The following is a 26,892-nucleotide window of genomic DNA, read 5'->3' as shown; positions in this document are numbered from 1 at the left end:
TTCCCCCCGAATCGGCCTCGTCAGGCTTCCAGCGGGCCGGCGGCCAAAGCCAGCCATTCTTCCTCGGTGAGGACCGTTACCCCCAGTTCCACGGCCTTCTTGAGCTTGGAGCCGGCGCCGGGGCCTGCGACCAGGTAGTCGGTCCTTTTCGAGAGCGAGCCGGCCACCTTGGCGCCCAAAGCTTCCGCCCGGGCCTTGGCCTCGTCGCGGGTCAGGGTCGCCAGGGTGCCGGTGAAGACCACGGTCTTGCCCGCCACCGGCGAATCCGCTGCCGCGGGGGCGACGTAGTCCTCGACGGACAGCAGGCCGGCCAGATCGTCCAGCAGGGTCCCGTTGTGGGGTTCGGCGAAGAAGGCCAGCAGGTCGGCGGCCATGGAAGGACCGATGCCGTCGATGGCTTGCAGGGCCTTGCGGGCCTCGGAGTCCGGCTCCTGGGCCTCGGCCATGGCCTGGCGCAGCAGGGCGAGCGAGCCGTAGTGCCGGGCCAGCAGCTTCGCACTCGCCTGGCCGATCTGCGGAATGCCAAGGGCGAACAGGAAGCGGGGCAGGGCGATGACGCGGCGTTTCTCGATGGCGCCCAGCAGGTTGTCCGCCGACTTGTCCCCCCAGCCCTCGCGCCCGCGGATCGCATCCCCGTGGCGATGCAGGCGGAACAGGTCGGCGGGGGAGCGCAGCAGGCCGTCCTGCCAGAAGGCTTCGATGTGCTTGTCGCCCAGCCCCTCGATGTCGAAGGCGTCGCGGGAGACGAAGTGCTTGAGCCGTTCCACCGCCTGGGCCGGGCAGACCAGGCCGCCGGTGCAGCGCCGGGCCGCCATGCCGTCCTCGCGCACCGCGGCGCTTCGGCAGATGGGGCACGCGCGGGGGAAGGCGTAGGGCGGGGCTTCCGCCGGGCGCTTGCCGGGCACCACGGCCAGAACCTGGGGGATGACGTCCCCGGCCCGCTGCACGATCACATGGTCGCCGACCCGGATGTCCCTTTCCGCGATATAGTCCTCGTTGTGCAGGGTGGCGCGGGCCACCACGACACCGCCCACGGTGATCGGCTCCAACTCCGCCACGGGCGTCAGGACGCCGGTGCGTCCGACCTGGACTTCGATGGCGCGGACGACGGTTTCGGCCTTTTCGGCCGGGAACTTGTGGGCGATGGCCCAGCGGGGCGAGCGGCTGACCTGGCCTAGGCGTTCCAGCCAATCCAGGCGGTCGACCTTGTAGACCACGCCATCCATGTCGTAGGGCACTTCGGCGCGTCGAGATTCCAGGTCGACATGGAAGGCCAGCGTGTCGTCCAGGCTGGGGCAGAGCCGGGCCGGTTCGCTGACCGTGAAGCCCCAGGCCCGCAGCTTGCCGCGCAGCTCCCAGATGGTTCGGCCCAGCGGCGCCGAGACCTCGCCCCAGGCATAGGCGAAGAAGCGGAGCGGCCGTCTGGCCGTCACCGCCGGGTCCAACTGGCGCAGGCTGCCGGCGGCGGCATTGCGCGGATTGGCGAAGACCTTGCCGCCTTCGGCTTCCTGGCGGCGGTTCATTTCGGCGAAGTCGGCGCGGGCGATGTAGACTTCGCCCCGCACCTCCAGGATGTCAGGCACGCCGGCGGGAAGCTGCCGCGGGATATCTGCCAGCGTTTGCAGGTTGGCGGTGACGTTCTCCCCTTCCTCGCCATCGCCGCGGGTGGCGCCTTGGACCAGCCGTCCGCCCTCGTAGCGCAAGGAAACCGACAGGCCGTCGATCTTGGGTTCGGCCACCAGCACCACCGGCTCGTCGTCCGCCAGACCCAGGAAACGGCGGATGCGGTCGATGAAATCGGCCACGTCCTCGGGCGAGAAGGCGTTGGCCAGCGACAACATGGGGCGGGCGTGGCGGACTTTCGCGAAGCCGGTGGCCGGCGCCGCGCCGATCCGCTTCGACGGGCTGTCGGGGCGCGCCAGATGGGGGAACAGGGCCTCGATGGCCTCGTTGCGGCGCCGTAGCGCGTCGTATTCGGCATCCGAGACCGCGGGGGCGTCCTGTTGGTAATAACGGCGGTCGTGTTCGGCGATTTCTTGGGCCAGGGCCTTCAGTTCCTCCGCCGCTTCCAAGGGCAGCAGCGAGGTGGGCGCCACGTCGCGCAGCGACGCCACGTCAACGGCTCCCCAACAGGGCTTCGGCGGCGGCGCGCGCTTCGGCGGTAACCGCGGCGCCGGCCAGCATGCGGGCGATTTCCTCCCGCCGCTCGTCGGCACCCAGGGCCTCGATGACGGTGAAGACGCCGGTCTTGTCTTCCCGTTTGGCCACCTGCCAGTGATGGACGCCCAAGGCCGCCACCTGGGGCGAATGCGTCACCACCAGCACCTGGACCTGCTGGCCAAGGGCCGCCAGGCGGTGGCCGACCGCCGAGGCGGTGGCGCCGCCGATGCCGGCGTCGACCTCATCGAAGACCAAGGTGGGCACGGGGTCGGCCTGGGCGAGCACCGCCTTCAGGGCGAGCATGAAGCGCGCCAACTCGCCACCCGAGGCGATGCGGGCCAAGGGCCCCGGCGGGCTGCCGGGATTGGTGGCGACCTCGAAGGCGACACGGTCTTTGCCCGCCTCGTGCCATTGGGCCTCCTCCAGAGGCTCGACGCGGGTGGAGAATTTGGCCCGGCCCAGCTTCAGGGGCTCCAGTTCGGCCGCCACCGCCTTGTCCAGGCGGCCGGCCGCCTGGCTACGGGCCCTGGAAAGCCCATCGGCCGAATCGTCGTAGGCTTGGCGGGCCTCGCTTTCGGCCTTGCGCAGGCGCACCAGATTGGCGCCGCCGTCTTCCAGGGAGACCAGTTCGGCGGCCAAGCGCGCCTGCAGTGCCGGCAGTTCGTCGCAATCCACCGCATGCTTGCGGGCCAAAGCCCGGAGGGCGAAGAGCCGTTCTTCCACCTTTTCCAGGCGGCGCGGGTCCAGGTCCACCGAAGCGCTGGCCTTTTCCAGCAGCCCCGTGGCCTCGGCCAGATCGTCGTAGGCCCGGGTCAGGGCGGCGACGGTGGCGTCCAGGCGGCCCTCGGCCTTGCCGACCACCTTTTCCAGGGCCCGCAAGGCGGACTGGAGAATGCTCTCGGCACCTCGGTGGCCCGTCAGGGCCCCGGCCGCCTCGTTCATGGCGGCGACGATCTGCTCGCCGTGCATCAGCATGGCACGATCCTCGGCCAGGGATTTCTCCTCGCCCGGCTGGGGGGCCAAGTCGGCCAACTCGCCCGCGGCATGGCGCAGGTAATCCTCGTCGCGCCGCGCCTTGGCGACATCGGCCGCCGCCTGTTCACAGGCGACCTGGGCCTCGCGCCAAGCGCGGTAGCGGCGCCGCGTTCCGGCCACCTGGTCGTTCAAGGCCCCGAAGGCGTCCAGCAAGTCGCGGTGGGAGGCGGGATTGAGCAGGCGTTGGCTTTCGAACTGGCCATGGATTTCCACCAGGGCCTCGCCGATCTGGCGCAGAAGCGCGACGCTGACCGGCTGGTCGTTGACGAAGGCGCGCGACCGCCCGTCCTTGCCCAGGGTGCGGCGCAGGATGACCTGCCCGTCCTCGCCCTCGATGCCCTGTTCGGCGACCAACAGCACGGCGGGATGGTCGGCCGGCAGGTCGAAGGCGGCGGTGACCGCGGCCTGCTCGGCGCCATGGCGCACCAGGCGGGCTTCGGCGCGCACGCCCAAGGCCAGTCCCAAGGCGTCCAGCAGGATGGACTTGCCGGCCCCGGTTTCGCCGGTCAGCACGTTGAGTCCGTCGCGGAAGGCGATGTCCAGCCGACCGATCAGCACTACGTCGCGGATGGACAGGTTGCGCAGCATCGCGCCCTTACCAGACCTTCCACCAGGGCGCATTGCCCGGTGGAGCGGAATCGGCCGGCTGTGTCTCCTCGCGGTCGCCCTCGGCCGGCGGCCGCCCGGCCCGCTTTCCGGCCGGGCTGCCCTCGCCGCGCAGGGGCTTCACGTCCGGCTCGTCGGGGCGGTGCCAAACCTTGTACCAAGCGGCCTCCTCCGCCGTGCGGACGCGCTTTCCGGTGACCATTTCATAGGCATCCAGATACCAATCGCTGCCCGGGTAGTTGTGGCCCAGCACGGCGGTCACCCGCTCGGCATCCTGCGTCAGGCCGAGGGCGACATAGGCCTCTGCCAATCGGTGCAGCGCCTCGGGGACGTGGGTGGTGGTCTGGAAGCGCTCGGTGACCACCTTGAAGCGGTTGATGGCGGCCAGGTAGTGCTTGGTCCGCAGGTAGTGGCGGCCGATGTCCATCTCCTTGCCGGCCAGATGGTCTTCGGTCAGGTCGTACTTCAGCTTGGCGTCGCGGCTGTACTTGCTTTGGGGATAGCGGGTGATGAGTTCGCGCAGCGTCTTGCGGGCCAGGTCGGTGATCTTCTGGTCGCGCGCCACGTCGGAGATCTGTTCATAGTAGCAAAGCGCCTTCAGGTAATAGGCGTAGGGGATGTCCTTGTTGGACGGATGGAGCTGGATGAAGCGGTCCAGGCCGACGATGGCGTCGTCGTACTTGCTGCGCTCGTAGTTGGCATAGGCCGCCATGAGTTGGGCCTTGGTCGCCCAGGCCGAATAGGGATGCTGGCGCTCGACTTCGTCGAAGGCCTTGGCTGCGCCTTCGTAGTTGCCGCGTTCCAGGGCGCCTAGGGCGTCGTTGTAGAGTTCTTCCACCGGCCGTTCGACGTAGTCGTCCTTCTTCTTGTCGCAGGCGCCGGCGACCAGCACCAGGGCGGCCGCGACGGCCGGAAGGAACATGCGAAGGGAGAAGGTGCGTCCAGCCATGGGTCCAGTCCATCGGGAAACGGATTTTCCCCTGTATAGCACGCCGGGCGGAGAATCCCACAGCCTCAGCAACGGGCCGGTGTCGCCGGGAGGGTGAAGAGGAAGGCGGCGCCCCGGCCCGGTTCCGATTCGACCCAGATGCGCCCGCCGTGGCGTTCGACGATCTTCTGGGTGATGGACAGGCCGATGCCGGTGCCTTCGTATTCGTTGCGCGAGTGAAGGCGGCGGAAAACCTGGAAGATGGCCTCGTGATGCTCGGGCGCGATGCCGATACCGTTGTCGCGCACGGCGAACAGCCAGTCGCCGCCTTGCAGGCCGGCAGATACCCTGACCTCGGGCCGGCGGTCGGCGGCGCGGTACTTCACCGCGTTGCCGATCAGGTTCTGGAAGACGCGGACGAGTTGGGTCTCGTCGCCGACCACGATGGGCATTTCCGTCTCGACGCGAACGTCGGCGCCGGAATCGGCGATCGCGGCATGCAGGTTGGAAAGCGATGCTTCCAGGCAGGCGGCGGTGTCGGTGGGGGTGAACTCCCCACCTTTGGTATGGACGCGGGAATAGGCCAGCAGGTCATCGATCATCGTCGACATGCGCTTGGCGCCATCGACGGCGAAATCCAGGAATTCCTTGGCGGTGTCATCCAAGGTCCGGCCCAGGTAGCGCCTTTCCAGCAGGCCCAGGTAGCTGCTGACGGCGCGCAAGGGTTCCTTCAGGTCGTGGGAGACCACATAGGAGAAATGAGCCAGTTCGCGGTTGGATCGTTCCAGTTCGGCCGTCTTGGCGGCGATTTCGGCTTCCAGATGGCGGGCCGTATAGCGGAAGGCCAGCATCAGCAGCAACTCGACCAGGACGAACCCTCCGATGCCAAGCCCGATGTTGAAAAGCTGTTCGAGCCGGAAGGTCCGGACTTCGGCCGATGCGTCGCGCCAGAAGACGATGCTGCCGACCGGGGCCCGGGCGGGGTCGACGTCGCCCTTATAGTCGCGCAACGGGAATCGGGTGACCGCCAGATGGCCGCCTCCCGACTTGAGCAGATCGGTTCCCGGACGGAGGACGTCGATACCGGCTTCCCGACCGTCGCGGATCACCTCCTCCAGGCCGTCGCGGGAGACGGATTCGATCACGCAATCGCATTCGGCGATCCCGTCGCCGAACCGCTTCCTGGCATAATCCTCCCACATGGTCTTGGAGACATGGTCGCGCCGCATCAGCACGCCGAGTCCCTGCCCATAGCGGTCGTCGAGAATTTTCAGTGTCTTGGCGAAGGATGTGCCGACTTCCAGGACGCCGACGGGCACGGCCTGCCCACTGGCGGGATCTTGGGCGGGGACCGGCACTACACCGCGCAATCCGGCATAGACCCGCCCGCTTTCGAAGCCTGCGCGGGGAGTCCGTTGCGTCTGGGTTTCGGCGATGGTGAACCGGATGTCTTCGATCTGGTCGCCGAACTTCACCGGATCGTGGACCCTGAGGAAGCTGAGCGAGCCGGGCCCGAGGAAGAAGTGCAGTTGGCGGGCGTCGAAGCGCTCCTGGACCATCTTCCAGTTGGACCCGACCTTGTCCATCAGTTCACGGCGTACCGCCATGGCCTCGGGGCCACCTTTCCCGCCGCCTTCCGCCTCGACCGCCCGCTTGCCTTTCAGGAAAGTCTGCTGCACCTCCGCGTCGTTGGCGATGAAGGTCGCCATGGCCAGCATGTTCGACAAGGTCAAGGCGACCAGGGTGTCGTAGGCGGCATGAAGCTGCCGGCCCTCGCGGGTCAGCGATTCTTCCAGGGCCTGGGCCGAAAACAGGTTGTTGGCGGCAACGAAAAGGCCGTCGCTGATGGCGATGACCAAGCTGAGCGCCAGGAAAACCTTGGAACGCCTCTTCATGCCCGCCGACAGGCCCCCTTCCCGTACGCTGCAGGACGGTCATCCTGCCAAAGTTCAATCGCCGCGACAATGGGGGGCCGCGACGGCGTGGATGGGGGAAGGCCCGAGGGACGGATCAGCCGTTGGCGGCAAGGGCGAAGGCGGCGGGCCGCTGGGGGGCGAGCGCCACGGAGTCACGGGCTTCTTCCCAGCACCAAGCGTCGGGATTCGCCAACAATTCGCGCAGCAGGCGGTTGGTGTGGGCATGGCCGGTGCAAACACCCCGGAAGTGTCCGACGATGGGCGCGCCGGCCAGGTAAAGATCGCCTACCGCGTCCAGGATCTTGTGGCGGACGAATTCGTCCTCGTAGCGCAGGCCGTCCTCGTTGAGGATCTTCTCGCCGCTCACCACCACGGCGTTGTCCAGCGAGCCGCCGCGGGCCAGGCCCATGGCCCAGAGGGCTTCCACCTCGTGCAGGAAGCCGAAGGTGCGGGCACGGGCCAGTTCCTTCTTGAAGGCTCCGTCGACGAGCGCCAGCCCAAGGGCCTGTCGGGAAACGGCGGTGTTGCGGAAATCGATCTCGAAATCGACGGTGAAGGAAGAAGCCGGAAGGAGGGTGGCGATACGGTCGCCGTCCTTGACGATGACCGGCCTGAGGATGCGGATGGCCCGGCGGGGAGCGTCCTGCTCGACCACGCCGGCGCATTCGATCAGGAAGACGAAGGGCGATGCGCTGCCGTCCATGACCGGCACTTCCGAGCCGTTGATTTCGACCAGCGCGTTGTCGATGCGGCAGCCGGCCAGGGCGGCCATCAGGTGTTCGACGGTGCCGACCGTGACGCCGTCGGCGTTGCCCAGGACCGAACACATCCGGGTGTCGACCACATGGTCCCAGCGGGCGGGAATAAAGGCCCCCTTGCCCTTGATGTCGGTACGCTTGAAAACGATGCCGTGATTAGCGGCGGCGGGCTTCAGGGTCATCGAGACCTTGATCCCGGAATGGAGGGCGACGCCGGTACAGGCGATGGTGCTCTTGAGGGTCCGTTGGCGGGAAGATCGGGCGGTGGTCTTGTCGGTCGCAGCCTTGCGGTCGCCGTGCATGAGCCCCTGGCCTCGTATTGTTTCACCGTCGGGCGCAAAAGAGAAGCGCTCCAGTGGCTTAGTAGCAGGGGCCCCTGGAGCGCTCAAATCAATCTTTGTTTCCGATTGTTACCGATTGCGATACCTGATCCCTAGTTGGCCTGCCGGCGAAGAAAGGCAGGAATTTCAAGAAGATCTTCATCGTCGCGCGGCGCGGCCGTCCGTTCGGCGGCCTGCAGGCCGCCCAGCTTCGGGGTCAGGGTAGCGACGGCCGGCTTGGGCTGGAGGGCGACGGGACGGGCCGAATCGGGAGCTGCCGTGGCGGTGGAAGCCGCGGCCGGCTTGGCTTCGGCCGGCTTGGCGGCGGTGCGCGAGGCTCCGGTCACCCGCTCGAACAGGCTGAGGCTCTTGGCCCCGAAGCCCACTTTCTTGGCCTTGTCGTCGGCCTTCGGTCCATTGACCATGGCGGCCTCGGCGAAGGCGTCGGGCTGGCGGGGTTCGGTGACGACCGCCTCCACCGGCCTGGGCGGAATGAAGGCGTCCAGGGCGCCGCCGGCCGGCGTGGCGACGACCGACGCCACTTCGGCGACCGTGAGGGCGGGGACGGGCTCGATGGCCGGGGCCGGTTCGACGGCCGCAGTGGCGACCGCCTCCGCCGGGACCGGATCGATGGCTTGGGCGGTAGCCGTCATGATGGGGGCCGGCGCCGGAACTGCCTTCGGAACGGCGAAGGGGGCGGCAGGGGCGGCCGCGACGGCCGGATGGACGGCGGCCGGCTTGGGCTCCACGGCCGGCCGCACCGACATGAACAGCGGCTTCTCCGGACGGCGGACGGTCTCGACGGCCGGGCGGAAGGGTTCTACGGCGGCGGCCGAATCGATGCCGGTGGCGACCACGGAGACCCGCATCTTGCCCTTCAACAGTTCGTCGAAGGTGGAACCGAAGATGATGTTCGCTTCCGGATCGACCTCGGCGCGGATGCGGTTGGCGGCCTCGTCGACCTCGAACAGGGTCATGTCGGCGCCGCCGGTGATGTTGATGAGCACGCCCTTGGCGCCCTTCATGGACACCTCGTCGAGCAGCGGGTTGGAGATGGCGGCTTCTGCGGCGTCCAGCGCCCGGCGCTCGCCGTCGGCCTCTCCGGTGCCCATCATGGCCTTGCCCATCTCGCTCATCACCGAGCGGACATCGGCGAAGTCGAGGTTGATCAGGCCCGGCATGACCATCAGGTCGGTCACGCCGCGCACGCCCGAGTAGAGCACGTCATCGGCCTTCTTGAATGCCTCGGCGAAGGTCGTCTTCTCGTTGGCGACGCGGAACAGGTTCTGGTTGGGGATGATGATCAGGGTGTCCACGTGCTTTTCCAACTCGCGGATACCGGAGTCGGCGATGCGCATGCGGTGGGTGCCCTCGAAGTGGAAGGGCTTGGTCACCACGCCGACCGTGAGGATGCCCATCTCGCGAGCGGTGCGGGCGATCACCGGGGCGGCACCGGTGCCGGTTCCGCCGCCCATGCCCGCGGCGATGAAGACCATGTGGGCTCCGCGGAGTTGGTCGCCGACCTCGTCCAGGACCTCTTCGGCGGCGGCTTGGCCGATCTCGGCCCGCGCGCCGGCACCCAGGCCCTTGGTCAGGGTGGTGCCGAGTTGCAGGCGCCGGTCCGCCTTGGAATGGGTGAGCGCCTGGGCGTCGGTGTTGGCGACCAGGAAGTCGACTCCCTCAAGGCCCGAGTCGATCATGTTGTTGACGGCGTTGCCACCGGCGCCGCCGATGCCGACGACGGTGATACGGGGCTTGAGGTCGGTATGGTCCAGGCTGGGAAGGGTGATATTGATGCTCATTGCGTCGTCCTCCGGGTCTCTCGTGAAGGGGGTGTTGGTTCAGGGTGATCGAGGGTCAAAGGTGTTCTCGCAGCCACTGGCCGATGCGGCCCAGGCGGCCGGTCGGCTGTTCGGTGGGCCGGTAGGCCGCGCCTTCGGCCCTGGCCCGGTCGTCGATGGTGAAATCCAGTAGGCCCACGCAGGCGGCGAAGGCCGGTCCGCTTACCGCCTCGGCCAGTCCGGGCAGGGCCTTGGGGCGGCCGAGGCGGACTTGCTTGTCGAGCATGGTGGCCGCCATCTCGCGGACGCCCGGGAGCTGGGCGGCACCGCCGGTCAGCACGACGCGTCGGCCGGCCTCCCGATCCAGGTGGGCGGCCTGCAGCTTGGCGCGCACCATCTCGAAGGTCTCTTCCAGCCGCGGGCGGACGATGCCCACCAGCACCGAGCGGGGAATCTGGTTGGCCTCCCGCTCGTCCTCGCCGATCAAAGGCACGCGGATGGTCTCGCGGTCGTCGGCCGGCGAGGGCAGGGCGCTGCCATAGAGGGTCTTCATCCGCTCGGCGTGGGCCGGGGGGGTGGATAGGCCGCGGGCGATGTCGCTGGTGACGTGCCAGCCGCCCACGGGAACGGCATCGGTATGGACCAGATCGCCATCGAAGAAGACGGCGATGGATGTCGCCCCGCCGCCCATGTCGATCAGGGTGGCGCCCAGTTCCCGTTCCTCCGGAGCCAGGCAGGCCAGGGCCGCCGCATAGGCCGAGACGACCTTGTGTTCCACCGCCAAGTGGCAGCGGGCGACGCAGCTTTCCAGATTGCGGACGGGCCCCGAGGCGGCGGCCACCAGATTGAGGTTGACTCCCAAGCGCTCGCCGAACATGCCGCGGGGGTCCTTGACTCCGCGGCTGCCGTCGATGGTGTAGCCGACCTGGATGGAATGGATGATCTCGTGATCGCGGGCCTCGCCGCGCAGGTAGACTTGGGGATCGGTCAAGCCGCGCAGGTCGGCCTCGCCGATTTCGTGGCCGGCCACCGAGACCTCGTAGGCGATCAGGCGCGAACGAGGATGTCCGGCCGAGACGTTGACCGTCACTTGGCGGAGCGTCTCGCCGGCCATCTGCTCGGCGTTGGCGACGGCGGCACGGATGGAGGCCTCGGCCGCGTCCATGTCGACCACGGTGCCGCTGCGGATGCCGCGGGACGCCTGATGGCCGATGCCGACGATGCGCGGCCCATCGTCTCCCCCGGTACGGGCGATCAGGCAGCAGATCTTGGTCGAGCCGATGTCGAGGGCGGCGACGGTGCCGCTGCGGGACTTGCTCTGGGATGTCTTTTTTCTGCTCATGGTCAGGTTTCCTGGGCCTTGCCGGGACCCGGCGGTGGCGGTGGCGGGTCGCCCGGGCGACGGACGATCAGACGGTCGGGCAGGCGCAGGTCGAGCACCTGGACCTCGCGTTCGAGGACACGATGGGTGCGCTGCAGGTCGGCCAGGCGCTTCCAGGCGGTCTCCGTCTCCTGCTCGGGCAGGCGGACGTCCATGCCGTTGTCGAGCCGCAGGTTCCAGCGGCGGTTGCCCACGCGGACGGCGGCCTTGACCCGGCCGGCGATCTCGGGCTCTCCCTGTAGCAGGCGAACCAGCCCGACCACCTGTTCCGGCGCGTCCTCGCCCACCACTTGCAACAGATGTGGGAACCGCTCGACTCCGGCTCCGGCGATCGCCGCGCCCGTCCGGTCGATGAGATGGAAGGCGCCCTTGTGCTGCCAGATGGCGAGCGGCTGGCGTTCCTGGACGCGGACGACGACGGTGTCGGGCAGAACTCGTTCGACGGTCGCGGACTGCACCCATGGCAGAGCCTCGACGCGGTGCTTGGCGGCCTTGGCGTCGAAGTCCAGGATGGGGTTGTCGTAGCCGATGCCGACCGCAGCCAGCAGGGCCTGGGGGCTGGTCTCCTGGCGGCCGACCACCAGGACGTCCTTGACCCGGAATCCGATGTCGGCGGCGAAGGCGGAGATTTCCCGCTTGGCGTCGGCCTGCAGGCGGGGCAGCAGGCCGGCTTGCCAGAGCCACCAGGTTCCGGCACCCAGGGCACCCAGGGCGGCGGTGGCGGTCAAGCGCTTCAGCCAGCGCCAAGCGCGCGACGGCCGGGGCGGGGTCTCGATGGCGATGGGGTGGGCGAGGGTGGGGTCGACGGAAATCATGCGTCGCACTCCGCCCGCTCGACCATCCAGCTCACCAATTCGGGGAACGCGATTCCCACGTGGCGGGCCTGCTCCGGTACCAGCGAGGTGGGCGTCATGCCGGGCTGGGTATTGACCTCCAGGATGTAGATCTTGTCGCCGTCGTAGCGGAAATCGGCGCGGCTTACGCCCCGGCAGCCCAATGTCTGGTGGGCGAGGACGGCGAGGCGCTTGGTCTCTTCCTCGATCTCCGGCTCCACCTTGGCCGGAATTTCGTGGACGGAGCCGCCCGCCGCGTACTTCGCGTCGTAGTCGTAGAAACCGCGGTGGGTGCGGATCTCGGTGACCGCCAGGGGCCGGTCGCCCATTACCGCCACCGTGAATTCGCGGCCCGGAATGTAGCGTTCGGCCATCACCTTGTCGCCGTGCGGCCAGCCGGTGTCGTGGTAAGGGGGCTCGCTGTCGCCTTCCCGCACGATATGCACGCCGACGCTGGAGCCCTCGTTGAAGGGCTTGATGACGTAGGGCCGGGGTAGCACGTCGCCGGCCATGATCTCGGCCTGGGACACGATGCGGTGTTCGGCCACCGGGATGCCGGCGGCGGCGAACAGGTGCTTGGCCATCGGCTTGTTCATGGCCAGCGCCGAGGCCAGCAGGCCCGAATGCGTATAGGGAATGCCCAGGATGTCCAGCAGCCCCTGGACGCAGCCGTCTTCGCCGAAGCGGCCGTGCAGGGCGTTGAATACCGCGTCTGGCCGGGGGAACAGGCGCGTCAGCAGGGCCCCCATGTCGCGTTGCACGTCGATGGCGGTGACCTTGTAGCCGGCCTCCTTCAGGGCGTTGGCGACCGAGGCGCCCGAGACCAGGGAGACTTCCCGTTCGGCGGACCAGCCGCCCATGAGGACCGCGACGTTTTTGGTCATGGCTGGGTCTCCTTCGGCAGCCCGATGCGGCGGATTTCCCACTCCAGCGTCACGCCGGAGGTCTCCAGGACGCGGCGCCGCACCTCCTCGCCCAACCCTTCCAGGTCGGCCGCGGTGGCGGTACCGGTGTTGATCAGGAAGTTGCAGTGCTTCTCGGATACCTTGGCGCCGCCCCGGACCAAGCCGCGGCAGCCGGCCTTGTCGATCAGTTCCCAGGCCTTGTGGCCGGGCGGATTGGCGAAGGTGCTGCCGCCGGTGGGCTCGCGGGTCGGCTGGGTGGCTTCGCGGGCGGCGCGGATTTCGGCCATGCGCCGGGCGATGTCGGTTTCGTTGCCGGGCTCGCCCTTGAGAACGGCCGACACGAACAGCCAGTCGGCGGACACGGCGCAGCGGCGATAGGAAAATCCCAGGTCGGCCGAGGACAGGTCATGCAGCCCGCCCTGGGGATCGAGGGCGCGGGCGGAAACCGTCACGTCCTTCATCTCGCGGCCGTAGGCGCCGGCGTTCATGCGCAAGGCGCCGCCCAGGGTGCCGGGGATGCCCGACAGGAACTCGAGGCCGGCGATGGAGGCGCCGCGTGCCGCCAGCGCGACGTTGAGGTCGAGTGCGGCGGCCCCGGCGCGGATGACGGTGCCTTCGGTCTCGACGAAGGCGAAATCCCGGCCCAGGCGGATGGTCACGCCGGGAACGCCACCGTCGCGTACCAGCAGGTTGGAGCCCACACCGATCACGGTCACCGGCACTTCGGCCGGCCTGGCCGCGAGGAAGCTCGCCAAGTCCTCGGCGTCGGCCGGCTTGAACAGCACCTCGGCCGGTCCGCCGACGCGGAACCAGGTGACCTTGGACAAGGGGGCCTCGGCCGTATAGCGGCCCCTGACCGGCGGCAGCCGGCCGATCAGCGCCGAAGCGTGGAGTTGGGCTGCGGCCATCATGCCCTTCCTCCGTGACGCAGCTTGTCCAGGTCGGTGGGCAGGGCGTTGGCCCATTGGGAGATGCTGCCGGCGCCCAGGCAGACCACCATATCGCCCGCCGCCGCCAAGCCGTTGACCAGGTTGGCGAGTTCCTCCGGATTGGCGAGCGCCATCACCGAGCGGTGCCCGTGGTTGGTGAGGCCCTCGATCAGGGAGTCGCGGTCGATGCCGGGGATGGGCTCCTCGCCCGCCGGGTAGACCGGGGCGACGATCACCGTGTCGGCGTCGTTGAAACAGGTGCAGAAATCCTCGAACAGATCGCGGAGCCGCGTGAAGCGGTGCGGCTGCACCACGGCGATCACCTTGCCGCGCGCCGCCGTGCGGGCGGCCTTCAGTACCGCGCCGATCTCCACCGGATGGTGGCCGTAGTCGTCGATCACCGTGATGCCGTCCACCTCGCCGGTGCGGGTGAAGCGGCGCTTGACGCCTTCGAAGCCGGAAAAGCCGCGGCGGATGATGGCGTCCTCGATGCCCATCTCGGCGGCGATGGCGATGGCGGCCAGGGCGTTCTGGATGTTGTGGGCGCCCACCATGGGCAGCACCACGTTGTCGATGGTCCGCTGCGCGCCGGTCTTGCGGTCGGTGACCACCACGTCGAAGCGCACGCGGGTGGCTTCGGTCTCGGGGTTGACGGCCCGCACGTCGGCCTGCGGGCTGAAGCCGTAGGTGACGATCTTGCGGTCCAGGACCTTCGGGATCATCGCCTGGACTTCCGGATGGTCGATGCAGAGCGCGGCGAAACCGTAGAACGGGATGCCTTCGACGAAGGAGGCGAAGGCGGCCCGCACCTTGTCGAAGGAGCCGTAGTGGTCCAGATGCTCCGGGTCGATGTTGGTGACCACGGCGATGGTGGCGGGCAGCTTGAGGAAGGTGCCGTCCGATTCGTCGGCCTCGGCGACCAGCCACTCGCCGCTGCCCAGGCGGGCGTTGGTGCCCCAGGCGTTGATGATGCCGCCGTTGATGACGGTGGGATCGAGTCCGGCGGCGTCCAGCAGGGAAGCCACCAGCGAGGTGGTGGTGGTCTTGCCGTGGGTGCCGGCGACCGCTACCGACCATTTGAGACGCATCAGCTCACCCAGCATCTCGGCCCGGCGAACCACGGGGATCATGCGCTTGCGGGCTTCGAGGACCTCGGGGTTGTCGCGCTTGACCGCGGACGAGGTGACCACCACGCGGGCCTCGCCCAGGTTCTCGGCCCCATGGCCGACCATGACCTTGATACCCATGCCGCCTAGGCGCTTGACGTTGGCGTTGTCGGCGATGTCCGTGCCTTGGACCGCATAGCCGAGATTGTGCAGGACTTCGGCGATGCCGCTCATGCCGATGCCGCCGATGCCGACGAAGTGGATGGTGCCGATGTTCAAGGGCAGGGCTCTCATGCGGCGTTCCTTTCGTGGGCGGGCAGCAGGTCGAGCACCAGATCGCCCAAGCGCGCGGCGGCGTCGGGCCGGCCGGCGGCATGGGCGCAGGCGGCCGCCTTGGCCAGGATCGCCGGCTGGGCGAGCAGGGCCTGCAGGCGGGCCGCCAGGGTCTCGGGGGTGAAGGAATCCTGCTGCATCAGCCAGCCGGCGCCGGCTTCGTCCACCGCGTGGGCGTTGGCCGACTGGTGGTCGTCGATGGCATGGGGATAGGGCACCAGGATGGACGGCCGGCCGACGGCGGTCGCCTCGGCCACCGTCGAGGCGCCGGCCCGGCCGATCAACAAGTGGCAGGCAGCCAAGCGTTCGGGAACGTCGTCGAAGAAGGCCGAAAGCGTCGGCGTCAGGCCGCGGTCGGCATAGGCGGCGGCGGTCCGTTCCAGATCCTCGGGGCGGCATTGCTGGACGATGGACAGGCGGTGGCGCAGGCCTTCGGGCAGCAGGCCCACGGCGGCGGGCAGGACGTCGCTCAGCACGCGGGCGCCCTGGCTGCCGCCTAGGACCAAAAGGTCGACCGGACCATCGGACGAAAGCTCGGGATAGGGCCGCTCGCGCACCGCGGCGATGGCCGGACGCACCGGCATGCCGGTATGGACCAGACGGTCGCGGGCCTCGGGCGGAACCGCATCGACGGCCTCGAAGGAGGTCGCGATACGCTTGACCCGGTGGGCCAGCAGCCGATTGGCGCGGCCTAGAACCGCATTCTGTTCGTGGAGCGCCGTCGCCACGCCGGACAGGGCGGCGGCCATCATGGTGGGCACCGAGGCGTAGCCGCCGAAGCCGACCACCACGCTGGGCATCAGGCGGGCCAGCAAGGCGCGCGCCTGGAAGGTGCCGATCAGGAGTTCGGGAACGGCGCGCAGGCGGGCCAGCAGGCTCTTGCCCGCCAGGCCGCCGGCCTGGATGCGGTGGGTCTCCAGGCTGCCCAAGGCGCCGCCGTAGGCGCCACCCCGGCGGTCGGTGACCAGGGCCAGGCGGCAGCCGCGTCCCAACAGTTCGACGGCCAGGGCCTCGGCCGGGAAGACGTGGCCGCCGGTTCCGCCGGCCGCCAGGACGATAAGGGGGGCGGTCACGGGGCACCTCCCGCGCGGGGCCGGTGGCGGGTGAGCGCCAGAACCATGCCCATGCCCAAGGCCAGCGCCACGGTGGAGGAACCACCGTAGGACATGAAGGGCAGGGTCATGCCCTTGGGCGGGATCAGCTTGAGCGCCGAGCTCATGTTGATGATCGCCTGCAGGCCGAACTGGGTGAGCAGGCCCGAGGTGGCCAGCATGACGAAGATGTCCTCGTCCTTGAATACCCGGGCGAAGCCGCGCAGCACCACGAAGGCGAAGATGCCGACCACCAGAAGGGCGGCGATCAGGCCGAATTCCTCGCCCACCACCGAGAAGACGAAATCCGTGTGGGCGTCGGGCAGCATCGACTTGACCTTGCCCTCGCCGGGGCCGGTGCCGAACAGGCCGCCGTTCTTGAAGGCCTGCATGGAGCGCATGATCTGGTAGGGTTCCTCGCCGCTGGGATCGAAGAAGCGGTCGATGCGGCTGCGCACGTGGTCGTGGGCCATGTAGGCGGCGCCCAGCAGGCCGACGCCGCCCAATCCCAGCACCGCCACCCAGAGGAAGGGCAGGCCGGCCAGGAAGAACTGGACGCCCCAGGTACCCAGGATCACCGCCGACATGCCGATGTCGGGCTGGCGGGCCAGGATGGCGAGCACGAAGACCAGCAGGCCGAAGGCGATCGCGCGGCCGGGGAAGTGGCGGTCGAGGCGGTGCTCGGCCAGCATCCAGGCCACCAGGACCGCGAAGGCGGGTTTGAGAAATTCGGACGGCTGCAGGGACAGCCCGCCCAGGTGGAGCCAGCGATGGGCGCCCTTGATCTCGACGCCGATCACCAGGGTGGCGGCGGTCAACAAATAGAAGCCCGCGAACATCGCCAGCCCCAGCCGCCGCACGTTGGCCGGAGAGAGCAGCGAGACCCCCAGCATCACCACCAGGGCGAAGGGAAGGAAGACGAACTGGCGGCGGGCGAAGTGGAAGCTGTCGAGGCCGATGCGGTCCGCCACCGCCGGCGAGGCGGCCAGGGCCATCAGGGCGCCCAGGGCGATCAGCACCATCAGGGCGGTTAGGGTCATGCGGTCGACCGTCCACCACCAGCGGGCGATCAGGCTGTTGTCGTTGCGCAGGAAGGGGGTGGCGGTCATGGCAGGGCCTCCACCAGGCGCCGGAAGGCGGCGCCGCGTTCCTCGAAATTCTTGAACTGGTCGAAGGAGGCGCAGGCCGGAGACAGCAGCACCACCGCCCCGTCGAGGCCGTCCTTCTGGGCCGCCGCATGGGCTTCGGCTACGGCGCGTTCCAGGGTGCCGCAGCGGACGGCTGACACTTGGCCGTCGAGGAAACGGGCGAAATCGGCCTCCGCTTCGCCGATCAGAAAGGCCCGGCAGACCCGGGGCAGGAAGGGCTCGACGCCGGAAAGGCCGGTTTCCTTGGGGCGGCCGCCGACGATCCAGTAGATGGCGGAGTAAGAAGACAGGGCCCGCAAGGTGGCATCGGCGTTGGTTGCCTTGCTGTCGTTGACATAGCGGACGCCATTCCGGATCGCCACCAGTTCCTGGCGGTGGGCGAGGCCGGGATAGCTCAACAGTCCGGCGACGATGGCGTCTTGCGCAATGCCGAGGGCGCGGCAGGCGGCGAAGGCGGCCGCTGCGTTCTGGCCGTTGTGGGCGCCGGGCAGGGCGCGGGCCTTCGTCAGGTCGGCGACCGGCCCGCGTTCGTCGTACAGAATGCTCTCCTGGACCCGGATGCTTGCCGGAGCCCCGGCCGCCGAGACGAGGACCTTCGCGGGACCCGCCAAGCGATCCGCCAGGGCGCGGCTGTCGGCGTCGTCGACGCCCAGCACGGCGGTGCAATCCTCGTCCTGGTGCAGGAAGATGCGTTCCTTGGCCGCGATGTAGCCGGCCATGCCGCCGTGGCGGTCCAGGTGGTCGGGGGTGATGTTCAGCATCACCGCCACGTCGAAGATCGTGCGTTCGGTCAGTTCCAACTGGTAGGACGACATTTCCAGCACGTAGATGCCGTCATCCGCCAGCGGCTCCAGGGCCAGCGCCGGGGTGCCCAGGTTGGCCCCAACCTGGACGCGCCGTCCGGCACCTTCCAGGATATGGCCGATCAGCGCGGTGGTGGTCGACTTGCCGTTGGTGCCGGTGATGCCGACGAAGGTGGCGGCGATCTGGGTGCGATAGAGCAGTTCCACCTCGCCGACGATCGGGCAGCCGGCCGCCTTCGCCGCCGTGCAGGCCGGATGGGGCTTGGGATGGGTGTGGGGCACGCCGGGACTCAAGACCAGGGCGGCCACCTTCGACCAGTCGATGCCCACGGGATCGACGGGGGCGAAGCCCTCGACGGCTACGGCTAGGCGGGCGGCCGGGGAATCGTCCCAGGCCAGGACTTCGGCGCCGCCGGCCTTCAGCGCGCGGCAGGCGGCGAGCCCCGCCTTACCCAGCCCGAGGACGGCGACCGGACGATTGCCGAAGAGGTTGACCGCGATCATGATGCCCGCTTCCCCTTCCTAGCGCAGCTTCAAGGTGGACAGGCCGATCAGCGCCAGGATGACGGCGATGATCCAGAAGCGGATGACGATGGTCGGTTCGGCCCAGCCCTTCTTCTCGAAATGATGGTGCAGCGGCGCCATGCGGAAGACGCGCTTGCCGGTCAGCTTGAACGAGGCGACCTGGACGATCACCGAGACCGTCTCCAGCACGAACAGGCCGCCGACGATGGCCAGAACAACTTCGTGCTTGGTGACCACGGCCACCGCCCCCAGGGCGCCCCCTAAGGCCAGCGAGCCGGTATCGCCCATGAAGATGCGGGCCGGCGGCGCGTTGAACCAAAGGAACCCCAGGCCGCCGCCCAGCAGCGCCCCAAGGAAGACCGACAGTTCGCCGGAACCCGGCACATGGGGAAGCTGGAGGTAGTTGGCGAAAACCGTATGGCCGACCAGGTAGGCGATCAGGATGTAGACGCCGGTGGCGATCATCACCGGGCCGATGGCCAAGCCGTCCAGGCCGTCGGTCAGGTTGACCGCGTTGGAGGCGCCCACCATCACGAAGACGGCCAGCAGGACGAAGCCGAAGCCCAGGTCGAACAGGGCGGCCTTGAAGAACGGGATGGCGACCTTGGTCGCCAGGCCGTCCGGCAGATGGTCGACGATCCAGAAGGCCGCCACGAGGGCGATCGAAACCTGCATGAGCAGCTTGAGCTTGCCCGGCAGCCCCTTGGGGTTGCGCCGCGAGACCTTGAGGTGGTCGTCGAGGAAGCCGATGATCCCGTAGCCCAGGGTTACCGCCATGACCGCCCAGACGTATGGGTTTCGGAGGTCGGCCCACAGCAGGGTGGAAACCACCAGTGCCAGCAGGATCAGGAAGCCGCCCATGGTGGGCGTGCCCTTCTTGGTCAGCAGATGGCTTTCCGGCCCGTCCTCGCGGATCGGCTGGCCGCGTCCCTGCTTCTGGCGCAGCACCTCGATCAGCACCGGGCCGACCATGAAGCTGATGACTAGCGCGGTCAGGATGGCTCCGCCGGTGCGGAAGGTCAGGTATTTGAAGACGTTCAGGAAACCGAACTGATCCGCCATGGGGAAGAGGATGTGGTAGAGCATCGCCTAGAGTCCTTCCTGCTTCCCGAGGGCGTCCAGGGCCCGCACGACCGCGCCCATGCGGCTGCCGGCCGACCCTTTGACCATCACCACGTCTCCGGCCTTGACCGCGGCGGCCACCAGGGGCGCCAGCGCGGCGGAGTCGGGTGCGTGGGCGCCCCGCATCCCGATCGGCAGGGACTCGTGCAGTCCCGCCATGTCCTTGCCGGCGGTGAAGACCAGATCCAGGCTCGCCTTTTCCACCGGCTCGGCCAGGGCGGCGTGGCGTTCGGCGGAAGCCGGGCCCAGTTCCAGCATGTCGCCCAGCACGGCGATGCGCCGGCCGCCGGGGCCGGGCTGGCTGCGGCCCAGGGTGTCGAGGGCGGCCGCGACCGAGGCGGGGCTGGCGTTGTAGCTTTCGTCGACCAGAAGGAAGCTGCCCCCGTCGACGGCGATGTCCTTGCGCAGGCCCCGGCCCTTGGGGGGCACGAGATCCGCCAGGGCTTGGGCGGCTTCGTCGACCGAAGCGCCGACGGCCGCGACGGCGCCCAGCACCGCCAGACTGTTTATCGCCCAGTGGCGGCCGGGGGCGCCAAGGACGTAGGAAACCGGACGGCCGATAAGGGTGGCGGCGACGCGCGTGGCGTCGGAGCCCAGCTGGGCCTCGTCGAGGCGCAGATCGGCCGCGGGATCGGCACCGAAGGACAGCACCTTCAGGCCCTGCTTGACCGCGGCGGCGGCCAGGCGGGCGAAATGGGGGTTGTCGCGGTTCAGGACCGCCGTGCCGCCCGCCTCCATGCCGAGGAAGATCTCGGCCTTGGCGTCGGCGATCTCCTCGGTGGTGGCGAAGAAGGCGCTGTGGACCGCTTCGATGGTGGTGACGATGGCGACGTGGGGGCGGGCCAGGCGGGACAGGGGGGCGATCTCGCCCGGATGGTTCATGCCCATTTCGAGGACGGCGAAGGCGGCCTCGCGGGGCAGGCGGGCGAGGCTTAAGGGGAGGCCCCAGTGGTTGTTCAGGTTGCCCTCGGTGGCGTGGCAGGGGCCCTGGGCCGACAACACCAGGCGCAGGGCCTCCTTGGTGCCGGTCTTGCCGACGCTGCCGGTTACCCCGACCACCTTGGCGGTGGAGCGGTGACGGGCAAAGGCGGCCAGGGCCTCAAGCCCGCGCAAGGTGTCGGGAACCACCAGAAGCGGCGCTTCCTCCTTCACCAATTCGGGCAGCGGATGGTCGACCATGGCGGCCACGGCGCCCCGGGCGATAGCCTGGCCCACGAAGTCGTGGCCGTCGAAGGTGGGACCTTTGAGGGCGACGAACAGGTCGCCCTTGGCCACCGTCCGGCTGTCGATGGAGACCCCCCCGGCGGTCCAGGGGCGGATGACCTTGCCGCGGGTGGCGTTGCCGGCCTCGATGGCGTTCCAGAGAGGGGTCATGCCGACACCTCCCCGACCGCGTGCCGGGCGGCCTCGCGGTCGTCGAAGGGGAATACCTGGCCGCCGACGATCTGGCCGCGTTCATGGCCCTTGCCGGCGATCAGCAGCAGGTCGCCGGGCTTCATTTCGCGGACGGCAGCGCGGATGGCTTCCATGCGGTCGGCAATCTCGCGGGCGCCGGGGGCGGCGGCCAGAATGGCGGCGCGGATGGCGGCCGGGTCCTCGCTACGCGGATTGTCGTCGGTGACGATGGCAAGATCGGCGGCTTCCGCGGCGATCCGGCCCATTTCCGGGCGCTTGCCGGGATCGCGGTCGCCGCCGCAGCCGAAGACGACGATCAAGCGCCCGTTAACGTTAACGTGGGGCCGCAGAGCGGCCAGAACCGTCGCCAGGGCGTCCGGGGTATGGGCGTAGTCGACCACGACGGGGGCGCCGTTGGGGTGGCGGGCCGTCCATTCCAGCCGGCCCGGCGGGCCTTGCAGGCCTGCCAGGGCGCCGACGGCTGCGGCCGGGTCCTCGCCCAAAGCAAGGGCGAGGCCCAGAGCGCAAAGGGCGTTCTCTGCCTGGAAGCGGCCGAGCAGGGGCAGGGTCACGGCGAAGGCGCGGCCCCGCACCTCCAGGTCCAGGCGCTGGCCTTCCGGCAGTGCCCGGATGTCCTTGAGGCGCAGGTCCGCGCCCGCCCGGCCGTAAGTCAGGACCTTGAGATTCCGTGCCTGGCAGGCGGCGACGACGGCGCCGGCGGCCGGGGAATCGGCATTGACGACCGCGGCCCCGCTGGGAGACACCACCTCGCGGAACAGGCGCAGCTTGGCCTGCAGGTAGGCTTCCATGGAAGGGTGGTAATCCAGGTGGTCGCGGGTCAGGTTGGTGAAGGCGGCTGCGGCGATGCGGACGCCATCCAGGCGGAACTGGTCGAGGCCGTGGCTGGAGGCTTCCATGGCCAGATGCTCGACGCCGCCGTCCTTGAGGCGCTTCAGATCGCGGTGCAGGTCGGCCGCATCGGGGGTGGTCAGGCCGCTTTCCACCGTGAAGACGGGGGAGGCGATACCCAGGGTGCCGATGCTGGCGGCGGGCATGCCCAGATGGGTCCAGATCTGGCGCAGAAAGGTGACGGTGGAGGTCTTGCCGTTGGTGCCGGTCACCGCCGCCACCATCTCGGGCTGACCGCCGTGAAAGCGGGCGGCAAGGCGGGCATAGGCGCGGCGCGGATTGGTATCGGAGAGGGTCGGAACGGCTGCCTCGACGCCCGGCAAGGCGAGGATGGCCGAAGCGCCGCGCGCGACCGCATCGGCCACGAAGGCGCGGCCGTCCGCCTTCGCGCCCGGCAGGGCGGCGAACAGGAAGCCGGGCGCGACCTTCCGCGAATCGCAGGTCAGCCCCGTGATCTCCGTTCCGTCCGTGCGAAGCGCGTTCGACACCGTCAAGCCTTCTCCTTCGATCAAATCAGTTAGCCGCAAGCTGGTTCTCCCCGAACTCGTCCTTGGCCTGGCGGGGCGGACCGGCGGGAACCGGCACAGCTCTGGGCGTCGGAGCCGGAGCGGCGGGTTTGGCGGCCTTGGCCGCGGCCTTTTCGCGGGCTTCCTTCGCCGCCTTGGCCTTGTCGCTCTTCTCGGCGGCGGCCTGGACCTCGATCAGATTGGGCTGCACGCCCAGCAGGGGACCCAGGCGCTCCGCGACACGGGCGAACAGCGGAGCCGCCACCCAGCCGGCGGTGGCGAAACCGTAAGTCTTCTTGGTGCCGTGCGGTTCGTCGACCATGACCAGGATCACGTAGCGGGGGTCTTCCATGGGGAAGGCGCCGACGAAGGACGAAATTTTCGAGGTCTTGGAATAGCCGTGGCCGTGCTTCTTGTCGGCCGTGCCGGTCTTGCCGCCGGTCTGGTAGCCGGGGACGTCGGCCTGCTTGCCCGTCCCTTCGGCAACCACCCGCTGCATCAGGCGGCGCATCTCGCGCGATGTGGCGTCCGAAAAGACCCGGGTGCCGGTGGCTTCGGCCTGGGTGCGCTTGAGCAGGGTGGCGGTGCGCAGCACGCCGCCGTTGACCACCGCGCCGACGGCGGTGGCCAAATGCAGGGGGCTCACCGAGATGCCGTGGCCGTACGAGATGGTCATGGTGTTGATTTCGCGCCAGACCGTGGGATAGAGCGGTTTGGTGACCTCGGGCAATTCGATGGGAACCGGCTCCAGCATGCCCAGCTTCTGCAGGTAGGCCTTCTGGGTACGGCCGCCGATATCGAGGGCGATCTTGGCCGAACCGATGTTCGACGAAGTGACGAAGATTTCCTCGACGGTCAGCCACCGGTTCTCGGGATGGTAGTCGCTAATGGTGAAGCCGGCGTAGTGGATGGGCTGGCGGGCATCGTAGCTGTCTGTGACTTTGGCGATACCCGTATCCAGGGCAATGGCGGTATTGAATACCTTGAACATCGAGCCCAGTTCGTAGACTCCCTTGGCGACCCGGTTGAAACCCGTGTCCTCGACCATGGTGGCCGGTTGGTTGGGGTCGAAGTCCGGCAGGGAGGCCATGGCGACGATCTCGCCGGTGCGGGCATCGAGAACAACGCCCGCGGCGCCGATGGCGCTGAACGCGGCCTGGGAGGCGGCCAGTTCCTCGATCAGCATGGCTTGCGCTCGGACGTCGATGGACAAGTGCAGCGCCTTGCCACCCTCGGCCAGCCGGCCGTCGAAGGTCTTTTCCACCCCGGCGATCCCGCGTCCATCGATGTCGGTCAATCCGACGATGTGGGACGCCAGGCTGCCTTGCGGGTAGAGGCGGCGTTCGGCGGAACGGAACTCGATGCCGGGCAGACCGAGGCGGTGGACCTCGTATTGCTGGTTGGGGGTGATGTTGCGGCGCAGCCAGACGAACTGGCCCTTGCTTGACAGGCGGGTCTCCAGGACATGGCGATCCATGTCGGGGAAGACCTCGACCAGGCGGGCGGCCGCCTCGGCCGGATTGAGAATTTCGCGGGGGTTGGCGAAAAGCGACGACGTTGGCAGGCTGGTCGCAAGCACGACGCCGTTGCGGTCCACGATATCGGCCCGGTCGATGGGCGGCGTGTCGATGGCCACCATGCGGGTCAGGCTGGGCATGTGGCCTTCGTCGATCACCGCCACCATGACGGTACGCCCGGCGATAACCGAGAAAACGGCGGCGAACAGGGCGCCGGTGACGATCAGCCGGCTGCGGCCTGTTTCCACGGCCTGCTTGCGGGCGCCTTCGACGCGGATCTGGCTGGCGTTACGGCTGGCCGAATAGTCGACGCGGGAAAAAATGTGGCCGCTCATGGCTGCCCCTTCTCCGGCGGAGCCGCCGTCTCGGGGCGTGGCGGGAGTTGTTCCAGGGTGCCCAATTGGCGCATCTCGGTCGGCTTCAGTCCTAGATGGCGGCCGGCGAGGTCGTTGAGGCGGCGCGGGTCGTTCAGATAGTTCCATTCCGCTTTCAGCACGTGGATGGCCTGCTGATCGCGGGCGATGGTGCGGTTGAGCGAATCGAGATCCTTTTCCAGATCGCGGACCTGGTACTTGATGCCGAACAGGGCGAGGCTCATGCCTCCGGCCGTGAGCAGGGCGAGGGTGACGGTCTGGCGCTTCATGCGGCGTGCCTCCCTTCCCAGGCCGGAGCCTCGGTGCGTTCGGCGGCGCGTAGCCTCGCGGAACGGGCGCGCGGGTTGGCGGAAGCCTCGGCGGCCGAGGGCTTGACGGCACCGCGGGTCAGCAGCCGGAAGCTGGGCGCGGGGCTGGAAGCCGCTTGCGGCAGATGGCGCGAGGGGCGCGGCGTATCCCCGCTACGCAGGCGGAGGAATTCCTTGACCTTGCGGTCCTCCAGGGAATGGAAGGACACGACGGCCAGCCTTCCGCCGGGGGCGAGCAGGGATTCGGCGGCGGCCAGACCGCGGTCGATTTCGCCCAACTCGTCGTTGACCGCGATGCGCAACGCTTGGAAGGTGCGGGTGGCGGGGTCGATGCCGTCGCCGCTTTTGCGCACGCAGCGTCGGACCAGTTCGGCCAACTGCGCGGTGCGGGCGAAGGGGGTGCTCCGGCGGGCCTCGGCGATGGCCTGGGCGATGCGCCGCGAGGCGCGTTCCTCGCCGAAGCGATAGATGATGTCGGCCAGTTCGACCTCGGGCAGTTCGTTGACCAGATCGGCGGCCGAAGGGCCGTCCCTCTCCATGCGCATGTCGAGCGGCCCGTCGGTGCGGAAGGAGAAGCCGCGTTCCGCCTCGTCGATCTGCATGGAGGAAACCCCCAAGTCCATGGCAACGCCGTCGACCCGGTTAACCCCGGCGGCGCCCAGCAACTCGCGCATGTCGCCATAGCGGCCCTGAAGGACGGCGAAGCGGCCCGGGAATTCCTTGGCCATCTCCTGGCCGCGGGCCACCGCATCCGGATCGCGGTCGATGCCCCAGACGGTGCAGCGGCCGGCCGCCCGCAGCAGGGCGCGGGAATAACCGCCGGCACCAAAGGTGGCGTCTACGTAAATGCCCTGGTCGCGGGGAGCCAGGGCATCCAGGACCTCCTGGAGGAGCACGGGGACGTGGGGTTGGGGCGCCATCTCAGCCCTCCTCCCCGTCCGAGCCGTCGGGCCGGCGCAGCTTGAAGGTAGCGCCGCGGGACCGGGCCCGTTCGAAGGCCTGGCGGCGATGGGTCTCGTAGACGGCGGGTTCCCAGATCTGGAAGCGGGTGCCGCGTCCGACGAACAGGGCCTCGCCGTCGATGCCGGCATGGTCGGCCAGTTCCTTGGGCAGGACGATGCGGCCTTCCGGGTCGAAGGGTAGCGGATGGGCATTCTCCAGCAGGATGGCGGCCAGGTCGTCCTGTTCATCGGAGAACATGTCCAGGTCCTCCAGGCTGGAAGACAGCCGCTGCAGGAAGGCTTCGTCGCAAGCCTCAAGGGCCGGGACCTTGAACAGGGGATAAGCGTAGAGGCCGGAAAAGGACGCCCCGCCCGCCGCCGACGCCGGGGCGAGGGCGTCGCGGAAGGGCTTGGGCACGGAAACCCGTCCCTTCTTGTCGATCTTGTTCAGGTGCCTGCCGACCAGCAGCGCCATTGAGGCCCCCGCCTGCCCTGTTCATCCGCCGTCCCGGACCCGCTCCTGGACGCCGCAAACCCCCACGGATGCTCTTGATGGGTAGAATTGGGATATCATGGGCAAATGTGGGCGTCAATGGGACATACTGGTCTCATCTGGGTTAAGAAAGCGTTAGCGGATTAACCGTCACCCTAAGCCCGCCAGGTCCTTGTCTCTATATGTTGTGCAATAGAAGCATATACGCCCAACATATTGATTGAGATCGATAGTGGTGCGGGGACGTGTTAACCAAGCCGGCTTGCATCCGCGGCCAAGGAAAGGGGCGAAGCGACTAACAATGCGAGGCTGAATGTGCTCGAGACCGTCCGAATCGCCGCCCGGCGGCCCGGCCTCGGATAATGTGAAATATAAGCATAATCGTGCTAGTGGCGCGCTTCACCTTAAGTGAAGGGCGCCACCCAGCCCGAGCGGCGTTTGAGCCAGCCGGAGCCGGAGGCGAAGGCCTCGCGTCGAATCTAGAGGCACCCGTCATTTTAGATGATGGGTGCCACTAGCCACGATTCTAGACGCGGCTAGCCGCTGCTCATCACCCAAAGAACCGTCGGACGGAAGGGGGGGCGTCTTTGGTGGCTGTGCCTGAAAGGGCGAGCCCGTCGCCGCAGGTTGCCGCGGCGGAAAGAAGCGGCGCCGCGTCTGGTCGACGCGGCGCCGTTCTGGGTCGTGACTTAGCGAGCCTGCTGGGGCGCGGGAGCCCAAGGGGCCGGCGCGCCGGGAGCGGCGGGCATCGGGTAGCCGGGGCCGCCCG

Annotated in this window: 21 protein-coding genes; all 21 read right to left on the bottom strand. The window is 68.7% G+C overall.

From position 1 onward, the window contains the following. Window positions 1–20 precede the first annotated feature (20 nt). Window positions 21–2,096, bottom strand: coding sequence for an NAD-dependent DNA ligase LigA (ligA, locus tag H7841_08770; GenBank protein ID MEO5336972.1), 2,076 nt, complete (start codon window positions 2,094–2,096; stop codon window positions 21–23). Window positions 2,097–2,115: 19 nt separating this feature from the next. Then, complete coding sequence (recN, locus tag H7841_08765) at window positions 2,116–3,783, bottom strand: DNA repair protein RecN (GenBank protein ID MEO5336971.1); 1,668 nt, start codon at window positions 3,781–3,783, stop codon at window positions 2,116–2,118. 7 nt (window positions 3,784–3,790) lie between these two features. Continuing rightward, window positions 3,791–4,750: an outer membrane protein assembly factor BamD gene (locus H7841_08760; GenBank protein ID MEO5336970.1), complete on the bottom strand. Its 960-nt coding sequence runs from the start codon at window positions 4,748–4,750 to the stop codon at window positions 3,791–3,793. A gap of 65 nt (window positions 4,751–4,815) precedes the next feature. Next, window positions 4,816–6,624, bottom strand: coding sequence for an ATP-binding protein (locus H7841_08755; GenBank protein ID MEO5336969.1), 1,809 nt, complete (start codon window positions 6,622–6,624; stop codon window positions 4,816–4,818). Between the two features lie 115 nt (window positions 6,625–6,739). Next, entirely contained in the window at window positions 6,740–7,705 is a 966-nt protein-coding gene (gene lpxC, locus H7841_08750; protein ID MEO5336968.1) for a UDP-3-O-acyl-N-acetylglucosamine deacetylase, read from the bottom strand. A gap of 131 nt (window positions 7,706–7,836) precedes the next feature. Further along, a complete protein-coding gene (gene ftsZ, locus H7841_08745) occupies window positions 7,837–9,525 on the bottom strand; it encodes a cell division protein FtsZ (protein MEO5336967.1) in 1,689 nt (562 codons plus the stop codon). A gap of 55 nt (window positions 9,526–9,580) precedes the next feature. Beyond that, window positions 9,581–10,846 (bottom strand): cell division protein FtsA, encoded by a 1,266-nt coding sequence (ftsA, locus tag H7841_08740; GenBank protein ID MEO5336966.1) that lies wholly within the window; start codon window positions 10,844–10,846, stop codon window positions 9,581–9,583. 2 nt (window positions 10,847–10,848) lie between these two features. Then, complete coding sequence (locus H7841_08735) at window positions 10,849–11,700, bottom strand: FtsQ-type POTRA domain-containing protein (protein ID MEO5336965.1); 852 nt, start codon at window positions 11,698–11,700, stop codon at window positions 10,849–10,851. Beyond that, the gene (locus tag H7841_08730; protein MEO5336964.1) at window positions 11,697–12,602 is read right to left on the bottom strand and encodes a D-alanine--D-alanine ligase; all 906 of its coding nucleotides are present in this window, start codon (window positions 12,600–12,602) and stop codon (window positions 11,697–11,699) included. Before H7841_08730 ends, H7841_08735 begins: the two co-directional genes overlap by 4 nt. Continuing rightward, complete coding sequence (murB, locus tag H7841_08725; protein MEO5336963.1) at window positions 12,599–13,534, bottom strand: UDP-N-acetylmuramate dehydrogenase; 936 nt, start codon at window positions 13,532–13,534, stop codon at window positions 12,599–12,601. Before murB ends, H7841_08730 begins: the two co-directional genes overlap by 4 nt. Continuing rightward, the gene (murC, locus tag H7841_08720) at window positions 13,531–14,952 is read right to left on the bottom strand and encodes a UDP-N-acetylmuramate--L-alanine ligase (protein MEO5336962.1); all 1,422 of its coding nucleotides are present in this window, start codon (window positions 14,950–14,952) and stop codon (window positions 13,531–13,533) included. Before murC ends, murB begins: the two co-directional genes overlap by 4 nt. After that, the gene (murG, locus tag H7841_08715) at window positions 14,949–16,064 is read right to left on the bottom strand and encodes an undecaprenyldiphospho-muramoylpentapeptide beta-N-acetylglucosaminyltransferase (protein MEO5336961.1); all 1,116 of its coding nucleotides are present in this window, start codon (window positions 16,062–16,064) and stop codon (window positions 14,949–14,951) included. The genes murC and murG overlap by 4 nt, the downstream gene beginning before the upstream one ends. Then, a complete protein-coding gene (locus H7841_08710; GenBank protein ID MEO5336960.1) occupies window positions 16,061–17,191 on the bottom strand; it encodes a putative lipid II flippase FtsW in 1,131 nt (376 codons plus the stop codon). The genes murG and H7841_08710 overlap by 4 nt, the downstream gene beginning before the upstream one ends. Next, entirely contained in the window at window positions 17,188–18,537 is a 1,350-nt protein-coding gene (gene murD, locus H7841_08705; protein MEO5336959.1) for a UDP-N-acetylmuramoyl-L-alanine--D-glutamate ligase, read from the bottom strand. Before murD ends, H7841_08710 begins: the two co-directional genes overlap by 4 nt. A gap of 18 nt (window positions 18,538–18,555) precedes the next feature. Further along, window positions 18,556–19,644: a phospho-N-acetylmuramoyl-pentapeptide-transferase gene (gene mraY / locus H7841_08700; GenBank protein MEO5336958.1), complete on the bottom strand. Its 1,089-nt coding sequence runs from the start codon at window positions 19,642–19,644 to the stop codon at window positions 18,556–18,558. Between the two features lie 3 nt (window positions 19,645–19,647). After that, window positions 19,648–21,054 (bottom strand): UDP-N-acetylmuramoylalanyl-D-glutamyl-2,6-diaminopimelate--D-alanyl-D-alanine ligase, encoded by a 1,407-nt coding sequence (locus tag H7841_08695; protein ID MEO5336957.1) that lies wholly within the window; start codon window positions 21,052–21,054, stop codon window positions 19,648–19,650. Further along, on the bottom strand, window positions 21,051–22,472 hold the full coding sequence (locus tag H7841_08690; GenBank protein ID MEO5336956.1) for a UDP-N-acetylmuramoyl-L-alanyl-D-glutamate--2,6-diaminopimelate ligase: 1,422 nt from the start codon (window positions 22,470–22,472) through the stop codon (window positions 21,051–21,053). Before H7841_08690 ends, H7841_08695 begins: the two co-directional genes overlap by 4 nt. A gap of 25 nt (window positions 22,473–22,497) precedes the next feature. Then, window positions 22,498–24,342: a penicillin-binding protein 2 gene (locus H7841_08685; GenBank protein MEO5336955.1), complete on the bottom strand. Its 1,845-nt coding sequence runs from the start codon at window positions 24,340–24,342 to the stop codon at window positions 22,498–22,500. Then, the gene (locus tag H7841_08680; GenBank protein ID MEO5336954.1) at window positions 24,339–24,650 is read right to left on the bottom strand and encodes a hypothetical protein; all 312 of its coding nucleotides are present in this window, start codon (window positions 24,648–24,650) and stop codon (window positions 24,339–24,341) included. Before H7841_08680 ends, H7841_08685 begins: the two co-directional genes overlap by 4 nt. Next, window positions 24,647–25,609, bottom strand: a complete 963-nt coding sequence (rsmH, locus tag H7841_08675; protein MEO5336953.1) for a 16S rRNA (cytosine(1402)-N(4))-methyltransferase RsmH — start codon at window positions 25,607–25,609, stop codon at window positions 24,647–24,649. Before rsmH ends, H7841_08680 begins: the two co-directional genes overlap by 4 nt. Window position 25,610: 1 nt before the next feature. After that, a complete protein-coding gene (locus H7841_08670) occupies window positions 25,611–26,105 on the bottom strand; it encodes a division/cell wall cluster transcriptional repressor MraZ (protein ID MEO5336952.1) in 495 nt (164 codons plus the stop codon). Window positions 26,106–26,892: the final 787 nt, after the last annotated feature.

It is taken from the genome of Magnetospirillum sp. WYHS-4 (assembly GCA_039908345.1).
Classification (GTDB): Bacteria; Pseudomonadota; Alphaproteobacteria; order Rhodospirillales; family GLO-3; genus JAMOBD01.
Note: the sequence above shows the minus strand (reverse complement) of the source record. Positions and strands in the feature narration are given on the sequence as shown.

Excerpts from the sequence above, each read along its gene's own strand:
- recN (MEO5336971.1), bottom strand. The coding sequence starts at position 3,783 with ATGCTGCGCAACCTGTCCATCCGCGACGTAGTGCTGATCGGTCGGCTG.
- H7841_08760 (MEO5336970.1), bottom strand. The coding sequence starts at position 4,750 with ATGGCTGGACGCACCTTCTCCCTTCGCATGTTCCTTCCGGCCGTCGCG.
- H7841_08755 (MEO5336969.1), bottom strand. The coding sequence starts at position 6,624 with ATGAAGAGGCGTTCCAAGGTTTTCCTGGCGCTCAGCTTGGTCATCGCC.
- lpxC (MEO5336968.1), bottom strand. The coding sequence starts at position 7,705 with ATGCACGGCGACCGCAAGGCTGCGACCGACAAGACCACCGCCCGATCT.
- ftsZ (MEO5336967.1), bottom strand. The coding sequence starts at position 9,525 with ATGAGCATCAATATCACCCTTCCCAGCCTGGACCATACCGACCTCAAG.
- ftsA (MEO5336966.1), bottom strand. The coding sequence starts at position 10,846 with ATGAGCAGAAAAAAGACATCCCAGAGCAAGTCCCGCAGCGGCACCGTC.
- H7841_08735 (MEO5336965.1), bottom strand. The coding sequence starts at position 11,700 with ATGATTTCCGTCGACCCCACCCTCGCCCACCCCATCGCCATCGAGACC.
- H7841_08730 (MEO5336964.1), bottom strand. The coding sequence starts at position 12,602 with ATGACCAAAAACGTCGCGGTCCTCATGGGCGGCTGGTCCGCCGAACGG.
- murB (MEO5336963.1), bottom strand. The coding sequence starts at position 13,534 with ATGATGGCCGCAGCCCAACTCCACGCTTCGGCGCTGATCGGCCGGCTG.
- murC (MEO5336962.1), bottom strand. The coding sequence starts at position 14,952 with ATGAGAGCCCTGCCCTTGAACATCGGCACCATCCACTTCGTCGGCATC.
- H7841_08710 (MEO5336960.1), bottom strand. The coding sequence starts at position 17,191 with ATGACCGCCACCCCCTTCCTGCGCAACGACAACAGCCTGATCGCCCGC.
- murD (MEO5336959.1), bottom strand. The coding sequence starts at position 18,537 with ATGATCGCGGTCAACCTCTTCGGCAATCGTCCGGTCGCCGTCCTCGGG.
- mraY (MEO5336958.1), bottom strand. The coding sequence starts at position 19,644 with ATGCTCTACCACATCCTCTTCCCCATGGCGGATCAGTTCGGTTTCCTG.
- H7841_08695 (MEO5336957.1), bottom strand. The coding sequence starts at position 21,054 with ATGACCCCTCTCTGGAACGCCATCGAGGCCGGCAACGCCACCCGCGGC.
- H7841_08685 (MEO5336955.1), bottom strand. The coding sequence starts at position 24,342 with ATGAGCGGCCACATTTTTTCCCGCGTCGACTATTCGGCCAGCCGTAAC.
- H7841_08680 (MEO5336954.1), bottom strand. The coding sequence starts at position 24,650 with ATGAAGCGCCAGACCGTCACCCTCGCCCTGCTCACGGCCGGAGGCATG.
- rsmH (MEO5336953.1), bottom strand. The coding sequence starts at position 25,609 with ATGGCGCCCCAACCCCACGTCCCCGTGCTCCTCCAGGAGGTCCTGGAT.
- H7841_08670 (MEO5336952.1), bottom strand. The coding sequence starts at position 26,105 with ATGGCGCTGCTGGTCGGCAGGCACCTGAACAAGATCGACAAGAAGGGA.